The organism is Mesorhizobium sp. M0676, assembly GCF_040320535.1.
Classification (GTDB): Bacteria; Pseudomonadota; Alphaproteobacteria; order Rhizobiales; family Rhizobiaceae; genus Mesorhizobium.
In genome coordinates, this window is record NZ_JAMYPU010000018.1 from 11,704 (window position 1) to 32,269 (window position 20,566).

19 protein-coding genes and 1 pseudogene are annotated in these 20,566 nt (G+C 60.2%); 14 read left to right on the plus strand and 6 right to left on the minus strand.

Features of this window, described 5'->3' with window-relative positions; translation table 11 throughout:
* Window positions 1–762 precede the first annotated feature (762 nt).
* The 13 genes and pseudogenes from nanR (at window position 763) to ligD (ending at window position 13,608) form a co-directional block, all read left to right on the plus strand.
* Complete coding sequence (gene nanR / locus NKI35_RS19970) at window positions 763–1,470, plus strand: transcriptional regulator NanR (RefSeq protein ID WP_023689446.1); 708 nt, start codon at window positions 763–765, stop codon at window positions 1,468–1,470.
* A complete protein-coding gene (locus tag NKI35_RS19975; protein WP_023742807.1) occupies window positions 1,470–1,775 on the plus strand; it encodes a putative quinol monooxygenase in 306 nt (101 codons plus the stop codon). Before nanR ends, NKI35_RS19975 begins: the two co-directional genes overlap by 1 nt.
* 47 nt (window positions 1,776–1,822) lie before the next feature.
* Window positions 1,823–2,599 carry an HpcH/HpaI aldolase family protein gene (locus NKI35_RS19980; protein WP_023726880.1) on the plus strand — a complete coding sequence of 259 codons (777 nt, stop codon included), beginning with the start codon at window positions 1,823–1,825 and terminating at the stop codon, window positions 2,597–2,599.
* A gap of 14 nt (window positions 2,600–2,613) precedes the next feature.
* Window positions 2,614–3,666: an NAD(P)-dependent oxidoreductase gene (locus NKI35_RS19985; protein ID WP_352741296.1), complete on the plus strand. Its 1,053-nt coding sequence runs from the start codon at window positions 2,614–2,616 to the stop codon at window positions 3,664–3,666.
* Window positions 3,667–3,786: 120 nt separating this feature from the next.
* A complete protein-coding gene (locus tag NKI35_RS19990) occupies window positions 3,787–5,442 on the plus strand; it encodes an extracellular solute-binding protein (RefSeq protein ID WP_352741297.1) in 1,656 nt (551 codons plus the stop codon).
* 87 nt (window positions 5,443–5,529) lie between these two features.
* Complete coding sequence (locus tag NKI35_RS19995) at window positions 5,530–6,471, plus strand: carbohydrate ABC transporter permease (protein WP_023705662.1); 942 nt, start codon at window positions 5,530–5,532, stop codon at window positions 6,469–6,471.
* Window positions 6,471–7,319, plus strand: a complete 849-nt coding sequence (locus NKI35_RS20000) for a carbohydrate ABC transporter permease (RefSeq protein ID WP_023827582.1) — start codon at window positions 6,471–6,473, stop codon at window positions 7,317–7,319. Before NKI35_RS19995 ends, NKI35_RS20000 begins: the two co-directional genes overlap by 1 nt.
* Window positions 7,320–7,331: 12 nt before the next feature.
* Complete coding sequence (locus NKI35_RS20005) at window positions 7,332–8,426, plus strand: ABC transporter ATP-binding protein (protein WP_352741298.1); 1,095 nt, start codon at window positions 7,332–7,334, stop codon at window positions 8,424–8,426.
* Window positions 8,423–10,396: a D-apionate lactonase family protein gene (locus tag NKI35_RS20010; RefSeq protein WP_352741299.1), complete on the plus strand. Its 1,974-nt coding sequence runs from the start codon at window positions 8,423–8,425 to the stop codon at window positions 10,394–10,396. The genes NKI35_RS20005 and NKI35_RS20010 overlap by 4 nt, the downstream gene beginning before the upstream one ends.
* 155 nt (window positions 10,397–10,551) lie before the next feature.
* A pseudogene (locus tag NKI35_RS31345) lies at window positions 10,552–10,725 on the plus strand (hypothetical protein); the annotation flags it as partial.
* A 110-nt stretch (window positions 10,726–10,835) separates the two neighbouring features.
* The gene (locus tag NKI35_RS20015) at window positions 10,836–11,327 is read left to right on the plus strand and encodes a YidB family protein (protein ID WP_352741300.1); all 492 of its coding nucleotides are present in this window, start codon (window positions 10,836–10,838) and stop codon (window positions 11,325–11,327) included.
* 55 nt (window positions 11,328–11,382) lie between these two features.
* The gene (locus tag NKI35_RS20020; protein WP_352741301.1) at window positions 11,383–11,742 is read left to right on the plus strand and encodes a DUF4112 domain-containing protein; all 360 of its coding nucleotides are present in this window, start codon (window positions 11,383–11,385) and stop codon (window positions 11,740–11,742) included.
* A 96-nt stretch (window positions 11,743–11,838) separates the two neighbouring features.
* Entirely contained in the window at window positions 11,839–13,608 is a 1,770-nt protein-coding gene (ligD, locus tag NKI35_RS20025) for a DNA ligase D (RefSeq protein ID WP_352741302.1), read from the plus strand.
* A gap of 13 nt (window positions 13,609–13,621) precedes the next feature.
* Here ligD and NKI35_RS20030 read toward each other — a convergent pair whose 3' ends face one another.
* The 5 genes from NKI35_RS20030 to NKI35_RS20050 all read right to left on the minus strand — a co-directional run bounded on the left by NKI35_RS20030 (window position 13,622) and on the right by NKI35_RS20050 (window position 18,332).
* Entirely contained in the window at window positions 13,622–13,813 is a 192-nt protein-coding gene (locus tag NKI35_RS20030; RefSeq protein WP_023715431.1) for a DUF3606 domain-containing protein, read from the minus strand.
* Between the two features lie 582 nt (window positions 13,814–14,395).
* The gene (locus tag NKI35_RS20035; protein ID WP_023682268.1) at window positions 14,396–15,436 is read right to left on the minus strand and encodes a sensor histidine kinase; all 1,041 of its coding nucleotides are present in this window, start codon (window positions 15,434–15,436) and stop codon (window positions 14,396–14,398) included.
* Window positions 15,433–16,920, minus strand: a complete 1,488-nt coding sequence (locus NKI35_RS20040; RefSeq protein WP_352741303.1) for an ATPase domain-containing protein — start codon at window positions 16,918–16,920, stop codon at window positions 15,433–15,435. Before NKI35_RS20040 ends, NKI35_RS20035 begins: the two co-directional genes overlap by 4 nt.
* Before the next feature lie 170 nt (window positions 16,921–17,090).
* Entirely contained in the window at window positions 17,091–17,294 is a 204-nt protein-coding gene (locus NKI35_RS20045) for a CsbD family protein (protein WP_023682266.1), read from the minus strand.
* Between the two features lie 273 nt (window positions 17,295–17,567).
* A complete protein-coding gene (locus NKI35_RS20050) occupies window positions 17,568–18,332 on the minus strand; it encodes a CGNR zinc finger domain-containing protein (protein ID WP_352741304.1) in 765 nt (254 codons plus the stop codon).
* On the opposite strand from NKI35_RS20050, the gene NKI35_RS20055 reads away from it, so the two are divergent.
* Complete coding sequence (locus NKI35_RS20055) at window positions 18,319–19,290, plus strand: DMT family transporter (protein WP_352741305.1); 972 nt, start codon at window positions 18,319–18,321, stop codon at window positions 19,288–19,290. The genes NKI35_RS20050 and NKI35_RS20055 overlap by 14 nt on opposite strands.
* A gap of 276 nt (window positions 19,291–19,566) precedes the next feature.
* Here NKI35_RS20055 and NKI35_RS20060 read toward each other — a convergent pair whose 3' ends face one another.
* The gene (locus NKI35_RS20060) at window positions 19,567–19,746 is read right to left on the minus strand and encodes a hypothetical protein (protein WP_031197092.1); all 180 of its coding nucleotides are present in this window, start codon (window positions 19,744–19,746) and stop codon (window positions 19,567–19,569) included.
* Window positions 19,747–20,566: the final 820 nt, after the last annotated feature.

A 20,566-nucleotide genomic window follows, 5' to 3' on the forward strand; every position in this document is an offset into this window, starting at 1 on the left:
CATATCAGCCGTCCAGCATGATCGTCGCTACTGAAAGCGGAATCGCCGAAACCAGATGTCGCAAACTGGCCAACGCGTAGATTGGCGTCGAGTGCGGGTTCGGCATTTGCAGGTGACGATAACTAAATGGCAAGCGCCCCCGCCTGAGGCCCTCAGGACTAAAAGATCTTGAGAAAACCAGTTTCAAATGCGCATCCGCAAGCGGCGGCCGCCCACCGCACGAGGATGGGCACAACGTGACGAGCGCTCTGGAGCCTAGAGAGAACTGACCCGACACCACCTTCCTTTGCGGCATTGCGGCGGCGCAAAAAGATTACGAGATGGAGCAGGCGTATTGCCAAATGGGTCCACCAGCGAGAGTTCGCGTTTTCCGCCTCGGCTGTGAACCCCACTTCCATTCGCTGGTCTTGCTCAGGTCGAGGTCTACTTTGCCATCGAGGGCTCATGTTGCAGCTCATAAGCAGGCGGTTGGGTAGGTCTCGGCCAGCACACGGCCCGGTGGCACTCACTGCGGTCCACACCGCAGTTGAAACTGACCACCCGACCCAGGGTTCGAACACGGTCCCCGATCGGAACACCGAGCAGAGTGTGCTCGCGCTCCTCAAGTCACCGATATCCTTGGTGAAGACGTTGAAGGCGTGTGCAAAGGACGCCTCGACATCGGCGGAGTGATTAAACGGCTCGGCTACCGGATGCTTAGACATCGTTGACAAGGGTGCTATGGGATCATAACGTACCTGATTGGTATAACAGGTATGCCACATGATCGGAGTTCTGATCAAACAGCGGAAGCTTTCGGACGAGGTGGCAGCGCACCTCGAGCGGATGATCCGAGAGGGAGAGTTGGCCGAAGCCGACCGTCTCCCATCTGAACGGGAACTCATGCGGCAGTTCGGGGTAGGGCGGCCTTCCATCCGTGAGGCGCTGCTGCATCTGAGCAAAATGGGCCTTGTCGAGGTAAAATCGGGGGAGCGTGCCCGCGTCACTCGACCCACTCCTCAATTCGTGATCGACGCCCTTTCAGGGCCGGCTCGGCACATGATTTCGGCGCCGGGAGGGGTTCACGACTTCCAGAGCGCGCGGTTGTTTTTCGAGGTCGGTCTTGCCCGCAACGCCGCCGTGCATGCTACCCCGGAAGACATTGAGAGCCTCAAGGAGGCGCTCGAACTCAACCGTCAATCAATCGGCGACCTGGCGCGCTTCGAGCGCACGGACGTAGACTTCCATTACGTGCTGGCGGTAATCACCCGCAATCGGATCTTTACAGCTATTCACGCGGCGTTGGCTGAATGGTTGCTCGAACAGCGTCGCACCACATTGGCCAAGGGTGAAGACCGCAAGGCTTACCAGGCTCATCGCGAAATCTTCGAGGCCGTCGCCGCGCGCGATCCAGACGCGTCAGAGACGGCCATGCGCAGCCATCTCGAATATGTGGCCAAGCGGTATCTGCAACTTGCGAGGCCCAAGTGATGACCGGATTTGTCGTCTGGGTCGATTTCCGCCTGAGGCCTGGTGCCCGGGACAGGTTCCGAGAACTTGTCGACGCCAATGCAACCGCGTCGATGCGCACCGAGGCCGGCTGCCGCCGCTTTGACGTGACGGAGGCGCGTGGCGAACCGGATCGGGTCCTGCTCTATGAAATTTACGATAGCGAGGCCGCATTCGAGGACCATTGCCGCACCGCTCATTTCGACGAATTCAATACGCGGAGCGCGCCGCTCGTCGTGACCAAGTTGGTGACGACCTGCGACCTCGTTCTTGAGGCCACGCATTGAAGAGAACGTAGGCGGATTGCCCCATTGGGGCGAACGGGAGGAAGTGCATGTCAGAGCCAAGTCTCAGGGCGTTAGCTTCTCACAGGCGGGTCAAGCTCGGTACGCTCGTCGCCGAGTTCGCCACGCCGGGAATCGGTCACATCCTGAAGTCCGCTGGCTGCGATTTCGTCTTTTTCGACATGGAGCATTCGGGATTTAGCTTGGAGACGCTGAAGAGTGCGATTCGCTATTTCGAGGCGGCTGACCTGCCGGTCATGGTGCGTGTGCCATCGCAGGACTACCACTTCCTTGCCCGCGCCATGGATATGGGCGCCGAAGGCCTGATCGCGCCGATGGTGAGCAGCGTCGAACAGGCGCAGCACATCATCAATTCCATGAAGTACCACCCTGCCGGCGCCCGCGGTGTGGCGCTGCAGATCGCTCATGACCGCTACCGGCCAGGCTCGGTCGCTGATAAATTCGAGGCCGCCAACAAGCGCTCGACGTTCATCTGCCTGATCGAGACCGCCGACGGCGTCAAGAACATTGACGGCATCGCGGGACTGGACGGGGTCGATTGTCTGTGGGTCGGACATTTCGATCTGTCCGTCTCGCTCGGCATTCCTGGCGACTTCGCCCACCCCACTTTCACTGCTGCAATGGCCAAAATCGTTGCCGCCGCCAAGAAGCACAACAAATCGCTTGGACGCTTGGTGCCCAACGTCGCCCAGGGACACGAGTTCTACGCACAGGGCTTCGATTTCATTTGTTATTCAGGCGACGTTTGGGTCCTGCACGACGCGATCGCCGACGCGGTTTCCAAGATCCGGGCCGGGTGCCAATAGGAGCGGAGGAGACGATGGACAGCGTGAAATTCAGGGTGGCGCTTTCCGGTGATTTCCGCAGGCCGGACGGCTCGCCGACCTACCCAGATTTCGATCTGGAGCCGCTGCGCAATGCGACAGGTGTCGAGATGGTGTTCCTGGAGTCAAACAGTCCGCTTCGCGCCGACCAACTTGAGGATTTCGATGGGCTGATCCTCCTCGCCCATCGTTTCGATGCCACGAGTGTCCCCAGGAGCCGCCGCCTGGCCGTCATTGCCCGCTTCGGGGTCGGCTACGACACTGTCGACCTTGAGGCATGCACCGCAGCCGGTATTGCCTTGGTCATCACGCCCGATGGCGTGCGACGGCCCGTCGCCGTATCCGTCATCACCTTCATGCTGGCGCTGACCGGCAAGCTGCTGACAAAGGACGCGCTCACCCGCAAAGGGTCTGTTGGTTTTGAGAAGCGCTCCGAACATATGGGGGTCGGCCTCGTCGGGCGTACGCTTGGGTCGCTGGGCATCGGCAATATCGGTGCCGAGGTCTTCCGCTTGGCGAAGCCCTTTGACATGCAATTCATTGCCCATGACCCGTTTGCCGACAAGGGGGTCGCTGCCGACCTGGGTGTCGAGCTGGTCGGCCTGGAGGATCTGTTTCGCCGCGCCGACGTGCTGTCGGTGAGTTGCCCCCTGTCGCCCCAGACCCACCACATCGTCAATGCCGAGCGGATCGCCCTGATGAAGCCGACAGCTTACCTGATCAACACCGCGCGCGGCCCGATCGTCGATCAGAAAGCGCTGACGCAAGCGCTGCAGGAGCGCCGCATCGCCGGCGCCGGTCTCGACGTGCTGGAACAAGAGCCTCCCGAGGCAGACGATGCGATCCTCAAACTCGACAATGTCATCCTGGCGCCGCACGCGCTTTGCTGGACCGACCAGTGCTTTGCCGGCAACGGTGCCGCCGACGTCAAAGCGGTAATGGAGGTGCAGCGTGGTCGCGAGCCGCGCGGCGTGGTCAATCGCGAGGTGCTTTCGAGCGAGCTATGGAAGACCAGGCTGTCTGGGCTCGCCGCCCGCTTTGGAACCTAGGAGGACACTGATTTTCGGCGCGCCGCCGCGGCCTCTTTGCGGCGACCTTACGGGAGGAAATGCTTGACCGCTGCGCCGGCGGACGAGTGAAGCAAAAGGAAAATGGGAGGACCAAGCACTATGAACGATCGTGAAAAACGTGACTTTCAGGCAGGTCTCGAAGCAGAGGTCGACGCCTTCATGCGCGGCGAAACCACCCGCCGAACTTTCATCACCCGCTTCGGTCAGATGACCGGCATGTTGGCCGTGTCCGGCCCGCTGCTGGGGATGATGACCGATTGGGCGCTGGCGCAGCAAACATTGGAATTGGCGGACGCCACGTCGCCGCTCGGCCAGGCGCAGGCCGCAGCCCTGAAAGCATCGAAGGAAGGGCCTCCGGACGGTTCCGCCTTTCGCGCGGCGGAGGCGGCCAAGGCGCATTCGGGCGTCACCCTCAACATGACCTACGAGGCTGGCCTGCAGGCACTCGACCCGCGCAATTTCAGTGGGCCGATGTGGGAGCAGCTTACCGGGATGAAGTCGAATGTCGTCGAGCTGTCGAACCCGGACCAGTACTCCAAGGCGGTCGCCGAGCACATCGCTGGCTCGGGTGCCTATGACGTCCTCGACATCTCGCCGGCCTGGACGCCGTCGCTTGCCGATGGCGGCGTCATCGCCCCTCTAGACGACTACATCGCCAAATACATGAATCCGGCAGACCTCGAGGACTATCATCCCCTGTACAAGGCGCTGCCGACCTACAAGGGCAAGATCTGGGGGTTCTTCGACGACGGCGACATGTTCGCTCTCTACTACCGCAAGGACATTTTCGAGGATCCTAAAATGGTGGAGGCTTACCAGGCGAAGTTCAACGCCAAGCTTGGACCGCCCAAGACATGGGAAGAATATGCCCAGATCGCCCAGTTCATCACCGACCAGATGGCGCCAAAGGTCTATGGCGCGGGACATTTCCGCAAGGCGGGCAGCCCCGGCAATCAGTTCGACTTTCTGCAGCAGTACCGGGCCAACGGCGGAAAACTCTTCGGCGACGACATGAAGGCAGGTTTGGTTTCGGATGCCGGCGTGAAGACGCTGACAAACATGCTCGCCGCAAACAAGGCCTCGATCCCCGGCAACAACGAACTCGACGCCGTCTCCTTGTGGGCGGCTTTCCTGACCGGCAAAGTCGCGATGATCTATTCCTGGCCTCCTAGCGGCCGTATGGCGGCGAACTATTCGCAGTCGGCCACGGCAATCAACTTCATTCCGCAGTCCCAGATCGCCGGCAAGGTCGGCTATGCCGTGGTTCCGGGAAATCCGGAACATGCCACCGGCTACAACAAGGCACTGTCGGCCGACTCGCCCAACCCTGAGGCGGCGTATCTGTTCATGCAGTGGGTATGCTCGCCACCCGTCTCGCTGGCACGTTGCATGCTGCCCTACGCTCTACGCGACCCGTACCGCATCTCGCACTTCAAGTCCGAGCTCTACGGCGCGCTCTTCCCGAGTGCCAAGGAGTACCTTGCCAACCTCAACAACTCGGCAAATGTCGGTCTGCTCGACCCGATCATGCCAGGCGCGCAGGACTACTTCTTGAGCATCGATCGCATGTGCACGGCGGTGTGGGCTGGTGCGGATCCGAAGGCGTCGCTTGAAACGGCGGCCGCCGAGTGGAACGAGACGACCGACCGACTGGGTGTGGATTCGCAGAAGGGCTTCTACACCGAGTTCTTGAAACTGCCTGGCGCCACCGCCGACAACACGGTGGAAAAACTTGGCATGGCGGTCACCCTCTGAGGGCAGGCGGACTTCTCTGGAGCAATCGGTGTTGCGGGCGCTTGGCTCGCAACACCTCCCCGCTAAGCGGCGATTTTGGATAAGCCTATGCAGCCCACCGCCACGATCCGTCGTTTGAAGGCAGCCGGCGCACCGCCCCGGCTGTCTGCCTTTGCTCAATGGGCAGACCGTCATTTCAAGTGGCTGCTGGTCGGCCCCGCTGTGCTGCTGATATTGGCACTGTCGATCTATCCGCTTCTGTTCTCGCTGGTGGTATCCTTCATCAACTACGACTTCCAGGTGCCGGGCCACGCCTTTGTCGGATTGAAGAACTTCGAGCGGGTCGTGTTCGATCCCGTAGCACGTTGGTCCCTGTTGCTGACAGCATCGCTGTCGGGCATCAGCGTCGCTATAGAATTCGTTCTCGGCCTCTTGGTGGCGCTGACAATGGTGCGCAGCTTTCCGGGCCGCGGTGTGATCATGTCGATCCTGATCGTGCCGCTGTTCATCAGCCCGGTCATCGTCGGCCAAGCCTGGACGCTGCTTTTACAGCGGCCTTTCGGACCGACGAACTATATCCTGACGCAACTATTGGGGCAGGAGGTTACGATCGGCTGGATGACGGAGCGCCCGTGGCTCTACGTCTCGCTGATCATCGCCGATGTCTGGCAGTGGACGCCGTTCATGTTCGTCATCCTGCTCGCCGGGCTGACCGCAATCCCACCCAATCTCTATGAGGCGGCAGAACTCGACGGCGTCAACGCCTGGCAGGTTTTTTGGGCGATCACGCTCCCGCATCTCGGGCCGATGATGCTGCTGGCGCTGACCTTCCGTCTGCTCGACGCAATCCGTATGTTCGATACCATTTTCATCATGACAGGGGGTGGCCCGGGAACACAAACCTACACGGCCTCCTATTATCTTTATACCATCGGCTTCACACAGTTTCATCTGTCGCAGGCAACAGCAGGAAGTTGGCTGTTCCTGATCTTTACGGCGCTCATCGTGACGTTGCTGGTGCGTCGGCTCTTGAAGGTAGAACCGGTCTGATGGCCGCCGTCGCGCCCGCCCGCCGCAGGAAACGCCGGTCGTTGCCGATCGGCCGAATTCTGCTGCTGGGGTTCTTCCTGGTGTTCGTGCTGTGGCCGCTCTACTGGATGTTCAACACCTCCATCAAGCCCAGCGACGACTACCTCACCGTACCGCCTGTCTGGTTCCCCGCCGCTCCGACGCTTGTCCACTACAAAGCTGCGCTGTTCGCCTATCGTGGTCTCGACGGGCTCATCAACAGCCTGATTATTTCGCTTTCGGCCACGGTGCTTTCGGCGCTGCTCGGCACGCTGATGGCCTATAGCCTGGCGCGCTACGACACCGGCGGCAAGCATCTGTCTTTCTGGGTGCTGTCGCAGCGCTTTTTGCCGCCGATCGGGATCGTGCTGCCGGTGTTCCTGATCTATCGCCAGGTCGGGCTCTACGACACTCATGTCGGCCTGATCATCGCCTATACGGTCTTCACGCTGCCGGTCTCGGTGTGGATGATGTTCGCCTATTTCCGCGGCATGCCGAAGTCGATGGAGGAGGCGGCCCTCGTCGATGGCTGCACGAGATGGGAGGCGTTCTGGCGCGTTGCCGTGCCGCTCGCAGCACCGGGCATCGTCGCGGCGGCTGTGTTCGCCTTCATTGCATGCTGGACGGAGTTCTTCTTCGCTCTGATCTTGACCAGCCGAACTGCCTTTACACTGCCAACGGTCTTCCGCGCCTTCATCGGCTTCCAGGGCGCGCAATATGGCGAAGCCGCGGCCCTTGCCATCGTCTCCCTTGTGCCATCGATCGCCCTTGGGGTCCTTGCTCAACGTCATCTGGTGCGCGGGCTGACGCTCGGCGCCGTTCGCGGTTAGGAAAGCTCCCGCATGGCCGAAGTCAGAATTACCGGCTTGCACAAGCGCTACGGCGCGTTCCATGCCGTGCGCGGCATCGACCTGGACATTCGCGACGGCCAGTTCACCGTTCTGGTTGGACCGTCCGGCTGCGGCAAGTCCACGCTGCTCCGGACCATCGCCGGCCTGGAGGAGATATCGGAAGGCACGATCGAGATCGGCGGCGAGGTGGTCAATGATTTCCGGCCGCGCGATCGCGACGTGGCAATGGTGTTTCAAGATTATGCGCTCTATCCGCATATGAGCGTGGCCAAGAACATTGGCTTCGGCCTCAAGGCTCGCAAGATGCCGAAGCCAGAGGTCGAGGTGCGCGTGGCCGAGGCGGCACGCATGCTTGGCATCACTCCCTTGCTGGGGCGTTTTCCGCGCCAATTATCCGGCGGCCAGCGCCAGCGCGTCGCCATCGGCCGCGCCATAGTCCGCAACCCCCGCATCTTTTTGTTCGACGAGCCGCTGTCCAACCTCGACGCACAGCTTCGCGACGAAATGCGCGGCGAAATCAAACGCCTTCACCAGGACATTGCGACAACGATGATCTACGTCACCCATGACCAGATCGAAGCGATGACGTTGGCGGACCGCATCGTGCTGATGCGCGACGGGTTGATAGAGCAGCAGGGCGCGCCACTCGAGTTGTTCGAGCACCCGGCCTCAACGTTCGTCGCTGGGTTCCTGGGTTCGCCGCGGATGAGCTTCCTGCCAGGCACCCTTGCCTTGGACGCAGGCGCCGCTGCCATCCGGCTCGCAGATGCACTGCTACCCTTAGCGCCCGGCAGGGGGCTGAAGGGCGTCGCGGACGGACAGCAGGTGCTGCTCGGGTTAAGGCCAGAACACCTCACTCGTGCGCACACTGCCATGCCGGAGCAGGGCACGTTTCGCTATGAGGCAACGATCGACCTGCTGCAGCCGACCGGCTCGCGCAGCTACGCGACATTCCGACTGGCCGGCGCGCCGGTGATGGCTGAGCTGCAGGCGCACGATGTCAGCCGTCCGGGCGAGAAGCTTGCGATCGACATCAACATGAACCGGGCCTCGATCTTCGACGCCACGACGGAGCGCGCAATTTGACCTCGACAGCTTCCCTGGCAGTCCGCTTGTGTGGCACCGAACAGCTCGAGGCACCGCTGCGCGCACTGCGCGCCGGATCCTTGTCGGTCGCGTTCGACAATGGCGCCTTGCGTTACATCCGCATCGGGACGATCGAGGTCTTGCGCGGAATCTCGTTTCTTGTACGGGACGAAAACTGGGGAACATGTACCACCGTTCTCGATGATCTGCGGATCGACGAGAGGCCGGATGCGTTCGCCATTGAATACCGTGCAACATGTGCCGCAACATCCGGCCGCCTGATTTACCGGGCGCGCGTCTCAGGCAGTGGCGATGGTGCGCTGTCGTTTGTGGCGGAGGCAGAGCCCGAGACTGACCTTTTGACGAATCGGACCGGCTTCGTCGTCCTTCATCCGATCGAGGGCTTAGCCGGCAAGCCGATAAAGGTGCTGCATGAGGATGGTCACGACGAGCTATCGTTCTTTCCGGACCACATCGATCCAAAATGTCCGTTCACCGACATCCGGGCGTTGTCGCACGAGATCGCGCCTGGGATCTGGGCGACATGCACCATGGAGGGTGATGCCTTTGAGATGGAGGACCAACGCAATTGGTCTGACGCCTCGTATAAAACATATGTCCGCCCTCTGCGTCGCCCGTGGCCTTACAGACTGCCCAAGGGCCAGAAATTCACGCAGGCCGTCCGGCTTCACGTGTCAGGAACGCTCCCTGCCGGGACGTCTGAAAATCGCAATCCACTCATCAACCTGACGATCGGCGGACCGGTCGGCCGAGTGCCCCGCACTGGCGTCGGCGTCGCCGCCGACGAGGCAAAGCACGCGCTCGAAACCCCCGAGCTCCTACGACGAATGGCTCCTCAGTGGATGGTCTGCCAGGTCGATCTCCGGATCGCACACGGCCAGGACGAACTAGAAAGCTACGCCGCGCTCGCACGGCTGACCGGCGCTGGAGTGGTCCTCGAGATTATCACCAAGGGCACGCGCGATCCATTCGGCGAATTGGCGCCGGTCGCGGATGCTGTCCACTCACTCGGCCTCAAACTAGAAGCTGTCTCCGTCTTTCCGGCGCAGGACATGACATCCGTACAGCCGGGAGCACCGTGGCCGACTATGCCCAGCTTCCACGAAAGCTACTCCGCCGCTCGCCGGGCTTTCCCGGGCATCGCGCTGGGCGGCGGCATGGCCGCTTACTTCACCGAACTCAACCGCAAGCGTCCGCCAGCCGAAGCGCTCGACTACGTGACCTTCACCACCTGTCCAAGCGTGCACGCCGCAGATGATGTCTCGGTGATGGAGACACTTCAGGCAATCCCCCATCTAATCCGCTCCGCGGATGCTTTCATGGGGGAACGCTTGCCACTGCGTATCGGTCCCATCCAGCTCGGCTGCCGTGAGAACCCATACGGAAAATCCACTGCGCCGAATGAAGCGAACGCTCGCGTCTGTCTATCGCGCATTGATCCTCGTCAGCGCGGGCTGTTCAATGCGGCTTGGACTGTCGGATATTTCGCGGCCTGCGCTCGCGAAGGAATCGAGGCCGTCGCGTTCGGTGACTTCGCCGGCCCCTTTGGCCAAATCCATAGGAAGGCTGATTTCGTGCAGCCATGGTATGATCAGCAGGATGGCCCAACGGTCTATCCCGCTTTCCATGTCTTGGCTGGTCTCTCAAAGCTCGGCGGAGCCACCTTGCTGTCCGTAGGAACTTCCGGCGCTGACGGCGTCGCCACGATCGCGGCTGAAAAAGATCGCCGCGTGACCCTGTGGGTCGCTAACCTTACCGCCAAGACGCAATCTGTGCGGCTTTCGGATTCGCCGAGCAGCGCCCGCATTGCTCTTCTCGGCGCCGAGCAGTTCGAGCGGGCGGCAACCGATCCCGACTTCATGGAAAGTTCCGCAAGACCGCTGGATGATCAAAGCATCTCGCTTGGCGCCTACGCCGTCGCGCGAGTCGACCTCGATCGATCGTCTTAGGCCTAGCCGATGTTCGCTGTTTGGCCAAACCCCCGTCAAAGATGAGGGTGGTAGTTCCATACTCTAAGGCAGCGCGTGGAATCCATCTCGCTTATACGTTGTACTATCGCGACGGCGACCAGGCTCGCTAGGTTCCGCCTGCCGAGACGCCAAGTTTTGAGGCCGCTCGCGCCGAAGCGATCCGTTGCGGAATCGGCCTGTTGGCTGATCTGGGCGATGACGATATGACCGGATGGTTAGTGCGCATGCGCGATCAGGCAGGCAACGAGCTTTGCACGACAAGGTCTGCGAGGCCGAAGCCGCACCGCAAACGGAAACAAGCCGGTTAGGGAGCACCGCTCACGTCTGTGTCGATACGCCAGCCCTTATTCAATTAGATCGTCGCCGGTCGGAACTTTTGTGATGTTGAGCCCTTGTCCATTGAACAGTGGAGGTACCAATGGCTAACCTGGGAAAATTGGCGATCGCGATGCTCGGCGTCTTGGCATACCAAAATCGCGACAAGCTCGGCGACATGATCCGTGGAGCGGGTGATCGCAACCCAAATGATCCGCAAGGCGGGATTCTGGATCAGCTTTCAAAAGGCGTTTCGGGGACCGCGCTTGGCGATATTCTCGACCGGTTCAGAGGGGCGGGCGCCGGATCGAAGGTCGATTCGTGGGTAGGCACCGGGCCGAACGAGCCGATCCAGCCAAGCGAGGTGGAAGCAGCCATAGACGAAGACACCCTGACTTCCCTCTCGATGCAGACCGGCCTTTCGCGCGAGGAGCTCATAAGCCGGATCACGCGAGATTTGCCTGAGGCCGTCAGCAAAATGACGCCTACTGGTGAATTGCCCGAGGCGCCGAAAAGCTCCGGTGAGACGACCTTGCTCGACGACGTGCCATCGCACAGGTCGAAAGCGAATTCAGACGGTCAAAGCGATATCTAAGGTGACGGCTATCCATCAGGGAGAGATACTAAATCGTACTGGCGCGCGAGTTGGCATGATCGGGCAGGGCGGTCACGGTGGTGACACAGCAAACATAGTTGCCGAGTTGGATCTATTGGCGGCGCTACTCGATTCCCGCTGGCGCATTCCGGGCACATCAATTCGTTTTGGACTGGATGCGCTCGTAGGTCTGGTCCCCGTACTCGGAGATGCGGCGACGGGCATTGTCTCGGCCTACATCGTCTTGCGAGCTCGAAACGTCGGTGCCGGAAATGGCTTGGTCGCCCGCATGCTAGGCAACGTGCTGCTGGATACGCTCGTAGGAAGTGTTCCAATTCTCGGCTCGATCTTCGACGTCTATTTTAAGGCGAACAATCGCAACATCAGACTGCTGCGCCGTCACATCAACAAGTGAGGCGGATAACCAATCGTCGCGATGCAATTCTTCTAAAAGGCTCGGAACCGACAGGGGCGCTGGGGCTTGAGTCGCGATTCCTGGAGTCGCGAGCATATGACCAGTGCCATTGACCGGCTTTCGTTCATCGAGTTCCAATCGCCCACACTGGTCGAGAAAGCTCCCGAAGGCGGAGATTGGCTTCACGAGATCAAATATGACGGCTACAGGACGCAGCTGGTCGTTGAAGGCGGAAAGGCGCGAGCATTCACGCGTCGCGGCTACGATTGGTCCCACCGTTACAAGAGGATTGTTCAGGCCGCGGCAAGCCTGCCGGTCAAATCCGCTATCATCGATGGTGAAGCTGTCGTCCTGGGCGACACCGGCCTGCCGGACTATCAAGCCCTGGAACTGGAGCTGGGCAACCCAAGTTCGCTGCGGATGACTCTCTGCGCTTTCGACCTCCTGTACCTCGATGGCCGTGATCTACGGGAACAACCGTTAGTGAAGCGCAAGGCTACGCTGAAGAAGCTGCTGACCGAAACCGAGCCAACCCTGACTTATGCCGAGCATCTGGAGGTGAACGGCAAGGATATGTTCGACCATGCCTGCCGGATGGGCATAGAGGGAATCGTATCGAAGCGAGCGGATGCTCACTACCGCTCGGGCGTCCAGACCAGTTGGGTCAAGGTCAAATGTGTCAAGAGCGACACTTTTCCAATCGTGGCTTTCGTCGAGAAACTTGGCGCGCAGCCGCGCCGCATCGCATCGTTGTACATCGGCAGGCGAGAGGGCGACCGGCTGCTTTATGCCGGGAAGGCCCAAACCGGCTATACGCTGGACGCAGCCCGGCGCGTTAGGGAGCGGCTTGATCCGCTTGTTGTCGCCAAGTCACCGCTGTCGGAGCCGATCAAGAAGCCCAAGGCGACATGGGTCGAACCAGACGTTCTTGCCGAGGTGCAATTCAGTGGCGTGTCGGACCGGGGCATCTTGCGTGAGGCGGTCTTCAAGGGACTCCGCGAGGACCTTCAGGCAATCCCGCCCAAGCCTCCATCGCCGTCCAAGCGGAGGTCGGAAGGACAACACGGCGTCCCGCGCGAGAACATTCTCCAGCTGCTACCCGATGCGGTTGCACCTTCCAAGGAAGAGCTGGCAGACTATTGGCGGCGGGTCGCTGATCAAGCTCTAATTCATCTGGTTCGGCGACCGCTGAAGCTGGTCCGCCACGCCTCTGGCGCAACCTTCTATCACAAGGGACCGCTACCTCGGATACCGGCGTCCGTGCACCAGCTCCGCGTTCAAAAGCGCGAAGGCGGCGAAGGCATTCGGGTATGGATAGATGACATGGATGGTCTGCTTGGCTTGGTCGAGATGGATGCCGTTGAGCTTCATCCTTGGAACGCGACGATTGAAGACATCGAACATGCGGACCGGCTCGTCCTCGACCTCGATCCCGGAGAAGGCGTGCCATGGGACGCTGTGATCGAGGCCACGCTGGCGCTACGGGGCATCTTGGAAGCGGCAGGCTTGGAGAGCTGGCCAAAGGTCACTGGCGGCAAAGGCATCCACTTGATGGCCCCGCTCGTTGCGACGATGAACCATGACAGCGCCCGCAAACTGGCCAAGTCGCTCGCCCACCGTCTGGTTGATGCCGATCCTGACCGATACCTGTTGTCAGCTGACCCCGCAGCCCGAGGAGGCCGGATCTTTCTCGACTATCTCCGCAACGGACGGGGCAATACCGCAATAGGCGCTTTTTCCCCGCGAGCGCGGCCCGGCTTCCCAATTGCCCACCCGGTCACATGGAAGCAAGTCGAGGCGGGCATCCGGCCAGACGTTTTCACGCTCGCGCAGCCTTTCAGACCCGCTCGTCGAAAAGCCGCGTGATGCGTCGCGACCATCAGCCGATATCAGCCCGTTTTCTTGCCTCGCGTTCGAGCCTCTTCCGGTCGTTGCCGTGTTCTCTGATTAGCTCGCGGACCTGTTCTGGCGTGATACGATGCTGTTTGGCGAAATAGCGAACCTCATAATCTTCATCGACTGATACACGGTTGCGATCTCGAAAATCACGCTTGCTCTTGTCGTCTGCCATTATCTTTCCTCCTGATCAGAGAAACAACGACCGACGTTGTATGTTCCCGGCGCCTCACTTCGGCCGCCAGAGGCGCGGGCTGTCCGACCGTACTGGGGCCGCAGCCATTGCGAAGGTGATCTGGCGAAAGTTGGTTGGCCAAAGGCGAGGGTGATTTCGTTTGCTGTTCGGGATAGCTGACCGTCGATCGAGCCTGCCTGCGGGCCTCTTGGTTTTTTACGACGCCAGTCGGAACCAGACGGGTCGCAGATGATTCAGATGCGCATCCGGGCTATCAACGAGGATCGTGAGCAAAATGGCGGGGGGTGACCACGAAGGCGACAAAGCTGCGCTCCGGGAAAGCCCAAAGTTTCGTCTAGGACGCATGACCCGGCTAACAGCGCCGCGGCACGAGTTCGACTTTATCACCAAGGTCGGCCGCATAGACCACGCCGGAGCTCTCGCAATGTTGCAGAGGCATATGGGAGATATAGAGGCGGTCTTTTTCGGAACTGATGGCTCGGCCAGAGCGCTAGACCAGCCTGCCGAGTGACGCTCAGTTTAATCCCGATCGCGGCGCCCAGCCTGCCTCTCCGTTGCCGCTCAGTAAGCCGGCACAAGGCGCGTGTTTCGCAACGGCAAGGCCATGGTGAACTGCAAGCCGTCACGATGGTAGTTCAATTCGATCTTGGCGTTGCATTGCACGGTCACGACTTTTTCCAGAAGTGTCGTGCCAAACCCGCGGCGACTGGGCTGCTCGACTTTCGGCCCATCTCGTTCCCGCCAGTCAAGATTGACGATCTGTGTATCGCCGGACCCGCCTAACGACCAGCGGACATCAAGGCGGCCTCCCGTTTGCGAAAGCGCGCCAAACTTCGACGAATTGGAGGCCAGTTCGTGGAAAGCCATCCCGACGGGGACCGCAATGTCGGCGACTAGCGCTACGTTCGGGCCTTCCATAACGATACGCGGCCTGTCGCGCGTCTCATAGTGGTCAAGCTCGCTTTCGAGCAGCTTGTGCAGGGAGGCAGTCTGCCAATAATCGTCGGTAAGCATCGAATGGGTCTGGGCCAGGGAAACGAGCCTGGCTGAAAAATCGCGTACGAAATCATCGACGTTGCCGCTCGACTTGGCCGTCGCGCCCATCATGGCGCGAACGTTGGCCAGCGTGTTCTTGACGCGGTGATGCAGTTCGCGGATGAGCAATTTCTGCCGATCGGCGACCTCCCGCTTCTGTTCGATGTAGGACTGGACCTCACGCTGGCGGGCGCGGGCACGCAAGGCGGAGCGCACCGAGTTGGCGAGGCTCGAAGCCAGAAATGGCCGTTCAAGCACGATCAGATAGCGGTCCAGAAATGCCATCCGCGTGTCGACTTCGTTCCCCCGCATCGTCAGAAGCACGATCGGAAAATCCGACCATGCGGGTTGGGCTTCAAGCCAGGCCGCAAACTGCGTTCGATCGGAACTGAGCAGGGCCTCCTCGGCCACGACAAGGCACTGCGCCTCGTCGAGAAGAGGCACTGCCTCTTCCAAGCTGCCGCACACACGCGAGGCAATCTGGTTTGTCGCTAGGATGGAGGCCGCGATCCTCGCGTCACGGCCAAGCGGCGCCAGCACGAGAACGGCGGGGCTGGACGACATCATAACGCCTTGTCCCTCAGAAGGTCTGTCGGCTTGCCTTCAAATTCCGGAGATCCCATCAGGATGCCGCGGAATTGTTCCAGTGGCTCACCTACGGCCACGCCGTTACCGCCGATTTTAAACTCACGAATCGTCTCTTCGTGGGGGCCGACACGTTTCTTGACAACGGAAATCGCGCGTCTCAACTGACCTGCGTTCTCGAAGAAGCGCAGAAGCATGATGGAATCGCAGAGATAGGTCATATCGACCGGCGCTGCCGTTTGCCCAAACAGCCCGTGATTGGCCAACAGCAGGATCGTCGCCACTGCCTTCTGATTGAGATAGGTGAGGATCTCGTGCATCTGAAGCACCAGATGCTGTTCTTCGGACATGGCATTGAGATAGCCGGTTAGGCTGTCGATCACGACGATCCGCACATTGGATTCTTCGACGGCCGCTTGGATGCGCGAAGATAATTCGCCTGGTGAAAGCTCAGCCGGATTGACAGATTCAAGCATCAGCGTGCCGTCCTCGGCAAACGGCTCCAGGTGCATGCCGAGCCCGGCGGCGCGCGCCAAGAAGATGCGCTTTGTCTCGTCAAACAAAAGCACCAGCACACGCTCGCCACGCTCGAGTGCGGCATAGCAATAGGTGCAGGCAATGGTAGACTTGCCAACGCCAGACGGCCCCATCAGCATCGTGCTGGTACCACGGGCCAGCCCGCCGCCAAGCAGGGTGTCGATCCGGTTGTTGCTCATGGCCGGCGTATCATGCTCGGCCACCTCATGCTCGGCTGCAACGAGCCGCGGATAGGCGACAACGCCGCCTGGGCGAATTACGAAATCGTGAAAGCCGCCCCGGATCTGCACGCCGCGCATTTTGATCACGCGTAGCCGCCGACGCTCTCCACCATAGACGGGCGACAGCTGCTCCATCCGAATGACGCCGTGACTGATCGAATGCAAATTGAGGTCATCCTGCTCAGCCGTCAGGTCGTCGAGCATAAGCACCGTCACATTGTTGAGCATGAAGAAGCTCTTCAATGCCAACACCTGGCGCCGATACCGCAATGACCCTTGCGATAAAAGTCGAATTTCAGAGAGCGAATCGAACACCACGCGATCGGGTCTGACGCGTCCGATCTCGGCCATGGCAGACTGCACGGTTTCGCCGAGTTCCAATTCCGAGGAATGGATCAAGGTCTGTAGCTGCGCCGGATCGAAACTGAGCTCCGGCGGCACAAGTTCAAGAATTTGCACCCCCTTCAGGTCCCAGCCGTGACGGCCAGCAACCGAGAGCAGTTCGCGCTTGCTTTCTGACAAAGTGATGTAAAGGCATCTCTCGCCTTTCTTGGCGCCCTCGATCAAAAACTGGAGGCCAAGAGTGGTTTTTCCAGAACCTGGTTTCCCTTCGATAAGATGGGAGCGGTTCCTGGCGTAGCCGCCACGAAGGATGTAGTCGAGCCCACTAACTCCAGTTGCGATCGCTGAGGCGTCGTCTCTGTCCAACTAATCCCCCAATGTAATTTCGAGAACCAGATAACGACGGGCACCTTTGGCGGTTCCACGTCTCTCGGTGAGCGCTATTGTCGTGAGACGAAAAGGCGACAGGAAGCGCGGCAAAAAAGGGCGCCGTACCTCTCGGAGCCCTTTTTCAAGTTCAGTTTGGAACCGGCGACCTACCAGCCTTGCCGGCCATACCAGTCATCGATGTCGCGCTGAGCGCGGTCCTTCTCAATGCCGTAGCGCTCCTGAATCTTGCCTTCCAACTGATCGCGGTTACCGGCAATACGGTCCAGATCATCGTCTGTGAGTTTGCCCCACTGTTCCTTGACCTTGCCCTTTACCTGCTTCCAATTGCCTTCGACACGGTTCCAGTCCATGGCACCTATCCTTGTTTGTTTCGGACTGAGAAAAACGCCGTAACGCTACCGGAGTTCCCGTCAAGTTTGAGCAGATCGACCGATCGAAGCGTGGCGAGGTAGGCGGCCCCGAAGCAACCCGCTCTGGAACGCGATGATGGCTTGCCGCGCCGGCTGTGTTCTCCACAGTCTTGGCCACAGTCGCTCGCGAGACCAGCTTCGTTGGACAAACAGCGACAGGGATAGCGTGAAGCCAACTATGCTGCGTTGGTCATCCAAGCCTGGCGTCAGATACTAATTCTTGCTGTTGGGAGCCATGTTCCCTGCGGCTTTTGCCCTGAAGCGCCTTACCCGGCTGCGTGTGCCGCAGCTCTCATCCGAGCACCACCGCCTGCGCCCGCCACGCGAGGTGTCGATGAAAAGCCAACCGCAGTTCGGCCCGGTGCACTCGCGCACGCGGCGGCGGTCATTCCTGGACACCAAAAACTCGGCTGTCTCAAAGGCCACGCGGTGGCCGATCGTGTTCAGACTGGCTGCGTCGGTCCACTGCCAAGCGAGGCGGTCGCCGGACGGGAAAAGCGAGCGCTTCGGCAGGGCTAGGGCGACTGCATCGCGCACGATTTTCAAGGCATCGTCCGGCACCCGGCCGCCTGCCGCTTCGGCCTGGAGAGCCGCGTAAACGGCCTCGCGCAAAATCTTGGCCTTTTCCAATGCCGCCTCCGCAAGGAGCGGGCGGGCGGAAGCCTCCGCGAGCAGTGCTCGCGCCTCATCGACGTCGATCAAATCGGCACGTCCAGCCCAGACGACCAGGTCGGCATAGGTCTGCAAGAGGTCTGGGCCCCATACATCGCGTCGCGCGTCGACCGTGTTGACGAAGTCCAGGCAGGCGTGACCGCCAACCATACGCATGTCGACGATAGTCTTCGCAAAATCCATCCCGGAAACATCGGTTGGCGGAACCGTATTGGCAAGAGGCCGTTGTAACGAAATAAATGTCTTTTGGCCGTTACGACGAACCAACAACGCCCAGCGAAGGCTGCTTCCGATGAACCGCAACACAGCGACATTTTTGGTTTTATGTGTGATCTGGGGCACCACGTGGATCGGTATCAAGGCAGGGATCGCCACCGTGCCGCCTCTGATGTTCGCAGGCACGCGTTTTACAGTAGCCGGCTTGCTGATCCTCAGTGCGACGCGCCTAAGGGGCGCTGCTCTACCACGGGTGGCCAAAAGGAGTTGGCCGCGCCTTTTCGTTGTTACGTTGTTCATGATTCCGCTTTGCTATGGCCCACTCTTTTGGGGCATGCTCTACGTCGATACGGGCACCGCGGCTGTTCTTGAGCTTTCGCTGACCCCCGTCACGCTGCTTGGGTTTGCGTTGCTTCTGGGGGACGAACGCTATGACGGCCGCAGGCTCTTTGCGATTTTGCTCGGTGCGGCCGGTCTTTGCGTCCTGTTCGGGCCCGAAGCCTATGCTGGTTGGACACACGCAGACCAGCAGGGCAGGGGGCTCCGGCTGCTGGCGATGACAGCGGTGGCGTCGGCAGCTTTAATCTATGCATGGGGTTCGGTGCTCGCGCGGCCGCTTCTTGAGGTATATTCATCGGACTTCATCGCCGGCTTCACCACCCTTTTCGGGGGCGCATTCCTAATTCTCATCTCACTCGTTGTGGAGCCAGGCGCGGCCGCGGCTCTAAAAGGCGATTGGGGCTGGCCGGCCTGGGCCGGGTGGCTGTTCCTCGTGCTGTTTGGTTCCTTCATAGGCTACACACTCTTTATCCGGCTCCTGCACGAAATCGGCGCCTCGCGCGCCGGAGCATTTGCCTTCGTCTCACCCGTGATTGCCGTCGTGCTTGGCGTCATCACCTACGGCGAGGAGGTTAGCCTGATCGACATCATCGGCATGGCTATCATGCTCTTCGCAGCGTTTCTTGCGCTACGCGAGCGCAAACAGGAAACATCATCCGCTTCCCCGCCGTTGATTCCACGCTCCGCGCGGGCCGATGGCAGAACATGAAAGACGGCGCGCGCATCCAGCCGCCAATCAGCCTTGAGATGGAAAAGCACAAGGTTCTCGTCTATGCGAAAAGAGGGCTCTCCCGGCAGCGTATCCCGCCTACCACCGGCGGCGAGGAAAGCTCCAGCCCATACGACAACACTAGTCGGCGAGGGATTTTGCCGAGTTGCTGTCAAGATTGCAGGCGGGATTTGATGGAAAAATCGCGAGGCTGCAATCAGCGACTTATTCGTTCCGATGGCGATGCAGGCTATCCGCCAACGCGTCGACAAACTGTCAGCCGCATCGCTTCAGTTCCGCCACCTGAACCCCGAGACGGAATGCCTGACCATCGGCATAAGAACGTGCATAGCTTTCGGCTTCGAACGGAAACGTCAGGGTGCTGCCGTAGGCGGTGACGCGGACCGTCCACTTCTTGTCGCGAACGAGTTCGACCGAATTGTCGGGCGACGTCATGATTTCCTCCGGCACCAGCAAGGCGAAGGCACGGATAACGTCGCAAAGGTCGTTTGAATGCAAACAATCCGACATGCTCATGTCGCTTGTTCTATACGCCCAGACTTTCTCTCGATTAGAGCAGCGCCACGGCTGCAATGTCGGTGGCGTTAAGTCCCCTAGCTGCCAAGACCTTTCCCATCGCGTTGGTCCCCTTGCGGCGTCACGCAGCGACCTTTCTGAACCCAACCGCCGAGATTGTCAGCCCGCAGTGTCCCGAGAGAATAGCCGGCAAGCCGCACGGTGCGAATGGCAACTCTGCGACGACTGCTTCAACAACTTTCGCGACTGGCTCATGTGAACGTCGACCGTCTGGGCGCTCACACTGGCTTTCTGCGAGCAGCCAGCTGCGATGAATTCATCACGGCTGATCACCTTTCAGGATTCTCGAGCATGTGGCGCAGCAACTTGAACTCGATCGGCCCAAGAGGAATTTCCCCCCGGTGCTGCAAACACGGTCGTATCGAGCTCCATCTCGACGTCGCGATATGTCAGTGGTCTGCGCTTCTGGGCCAATTTTCGTGACGGTAGCCCAATCGCGAGCCTTCGCAGGTGTTCGAGGAGCTATTGCGGCGCAAATGGTCTGATGAAGCGTTCGTCGACCCGGGCTGCAACAGCGTAATGTGCTGACCTTCAGCACCTTGGGATGTCAAGGCGACACAGGGCAGGGAATTGGTCCGGGCATCCCGCTTCAGCCGGCCGCTCCCGTCGCCAGCTCATTGTCTGGCCGACAGTCCAGCACAATTCCCACGCACCGGCCTTTTCGCGGCAAGACCTAGCG

What these genes read in the sequence shown, in the direction of transcription:
- NKI35_RS19975 (WP_023742807.1), top strand. Translation starts at nt 1,470, where the DNA reads ATGACCGGATTTGTCGTCTGGGTCGATTTCCGCCTGAGGCCTGGTGCC.
- NKI35_RS20055 (WP_352741305.1), top strand. Translation starts at nt 18,319, where the DNA reads ATGAACCGCAACACAGCGACATTTTTGGTTTTATGTGTGATCTGGGGC.
- ligD (WP_352741302.1), top strand. Translation starts at nt 11,839, where the DNA reads ATGACCAGTGCCATTGACCGGCTTTCGTTCATCGAGTTCCAATCGCCC.
- NKI35_RS19990 (WP_352741297.1), top strand. Translation starts at nt 3,787, where the DNA reads ATGAACGATCGTGAAAAACGTGACTTTCAGGCAGGTCTCGAAGCAGAG.
- NKI35_RS20035 (WP_023682268.1), bottom strand. Translation starts at nt 15,436, where the DNA reads ATGATGTCGTCCAGCCCCGCCGTTCTCGTGCTGGCGCCGCTTGGCCGT.
- NKI35_RS20020 (WP_352741301.1), top strand. Translation starts at nt 11,383, where the DNA reads ATGATCGGGCAGGGCGGTCACGGTGGTGACACAGCAAACATAGTTGCC.
- NKI35_RS19980 (WP_023726880.1), top strand. Translation starts at nt 1,823, where the DNA reads ATGTCAGAGCCAAGTCTCAGGGCGTTAGCTTCTCACAGGCGGGTCAAG.
- NKI35_RS19985 (WP_352741296.1), top strand. Translation starts at nt 2,614, where the DNA reads ATGGACAGCGTGAAATTCAGGGTGGCGCTTTCCGGTGATTTCCGCAGG.
- nanR (WP_023689446.1), top strand. Translation starts at nt 763, where the DNA reads ATGATCGGAGTTCTGATCAAACAGCGGAAGCTTTCGGACGAGGTGGCA.
- NKI35_RS20000 (WP_023827582.1), top strand. Translation starts at nt 6,471, where the DNA reads ATGGCCGCCGTCGCGCCCGCCCGCCGCAGGAAACGCCGGTCGTTGCCG.
- NKI35_RS20015 (WP_352741300.1), top strand. Translation starts at nt 10,836, where the DNA reads ATGGCTAACCTGGGAAAATTGGCGATCGCGATGCTCGGCGTCTTGGCA.
- NKI35_RS20005 (WP_352741298.1), top strand. Translation starts at nt 7,332, where the DNA reads ATGGCCGAAGTCAGAATTACCGGCTTGCACAAGCGCTACGGCGCGTTC.
- NKI35_RS20045 (WP_023682266.1), bottom strand. Translation starts at nt 17,294, where the DNA reads ATGGACTGGAACCGTGTCGAAGGCAATTGGAAGCAGGTAAAGGGCAAG.
- NKI35_RS20030 (WP_023715431.1), bottom strand. Translation starts at nt 13,813, where the DNA reads ATGGCAGACGACAAGAGCAAGCGTGATTTTCGAGATCGCAACCGTGTA.
- NKI35_RS19995 (WP_023705662.1), top strand. Translation starts at nt 5,530, where the DNA reads ATGCAGCCCACCGCCACGATCCGTCGTTTGAAGGCAGCCGGCGCACCG.
- NKI35_RS20060 (WP_031197092.1), bottom strand. Translation starts at nt 19,746, where the DNA reads ATGACGTCGCCCGACAATTCGGTCGAACTCGTTCGCGACAAGAAGTGG.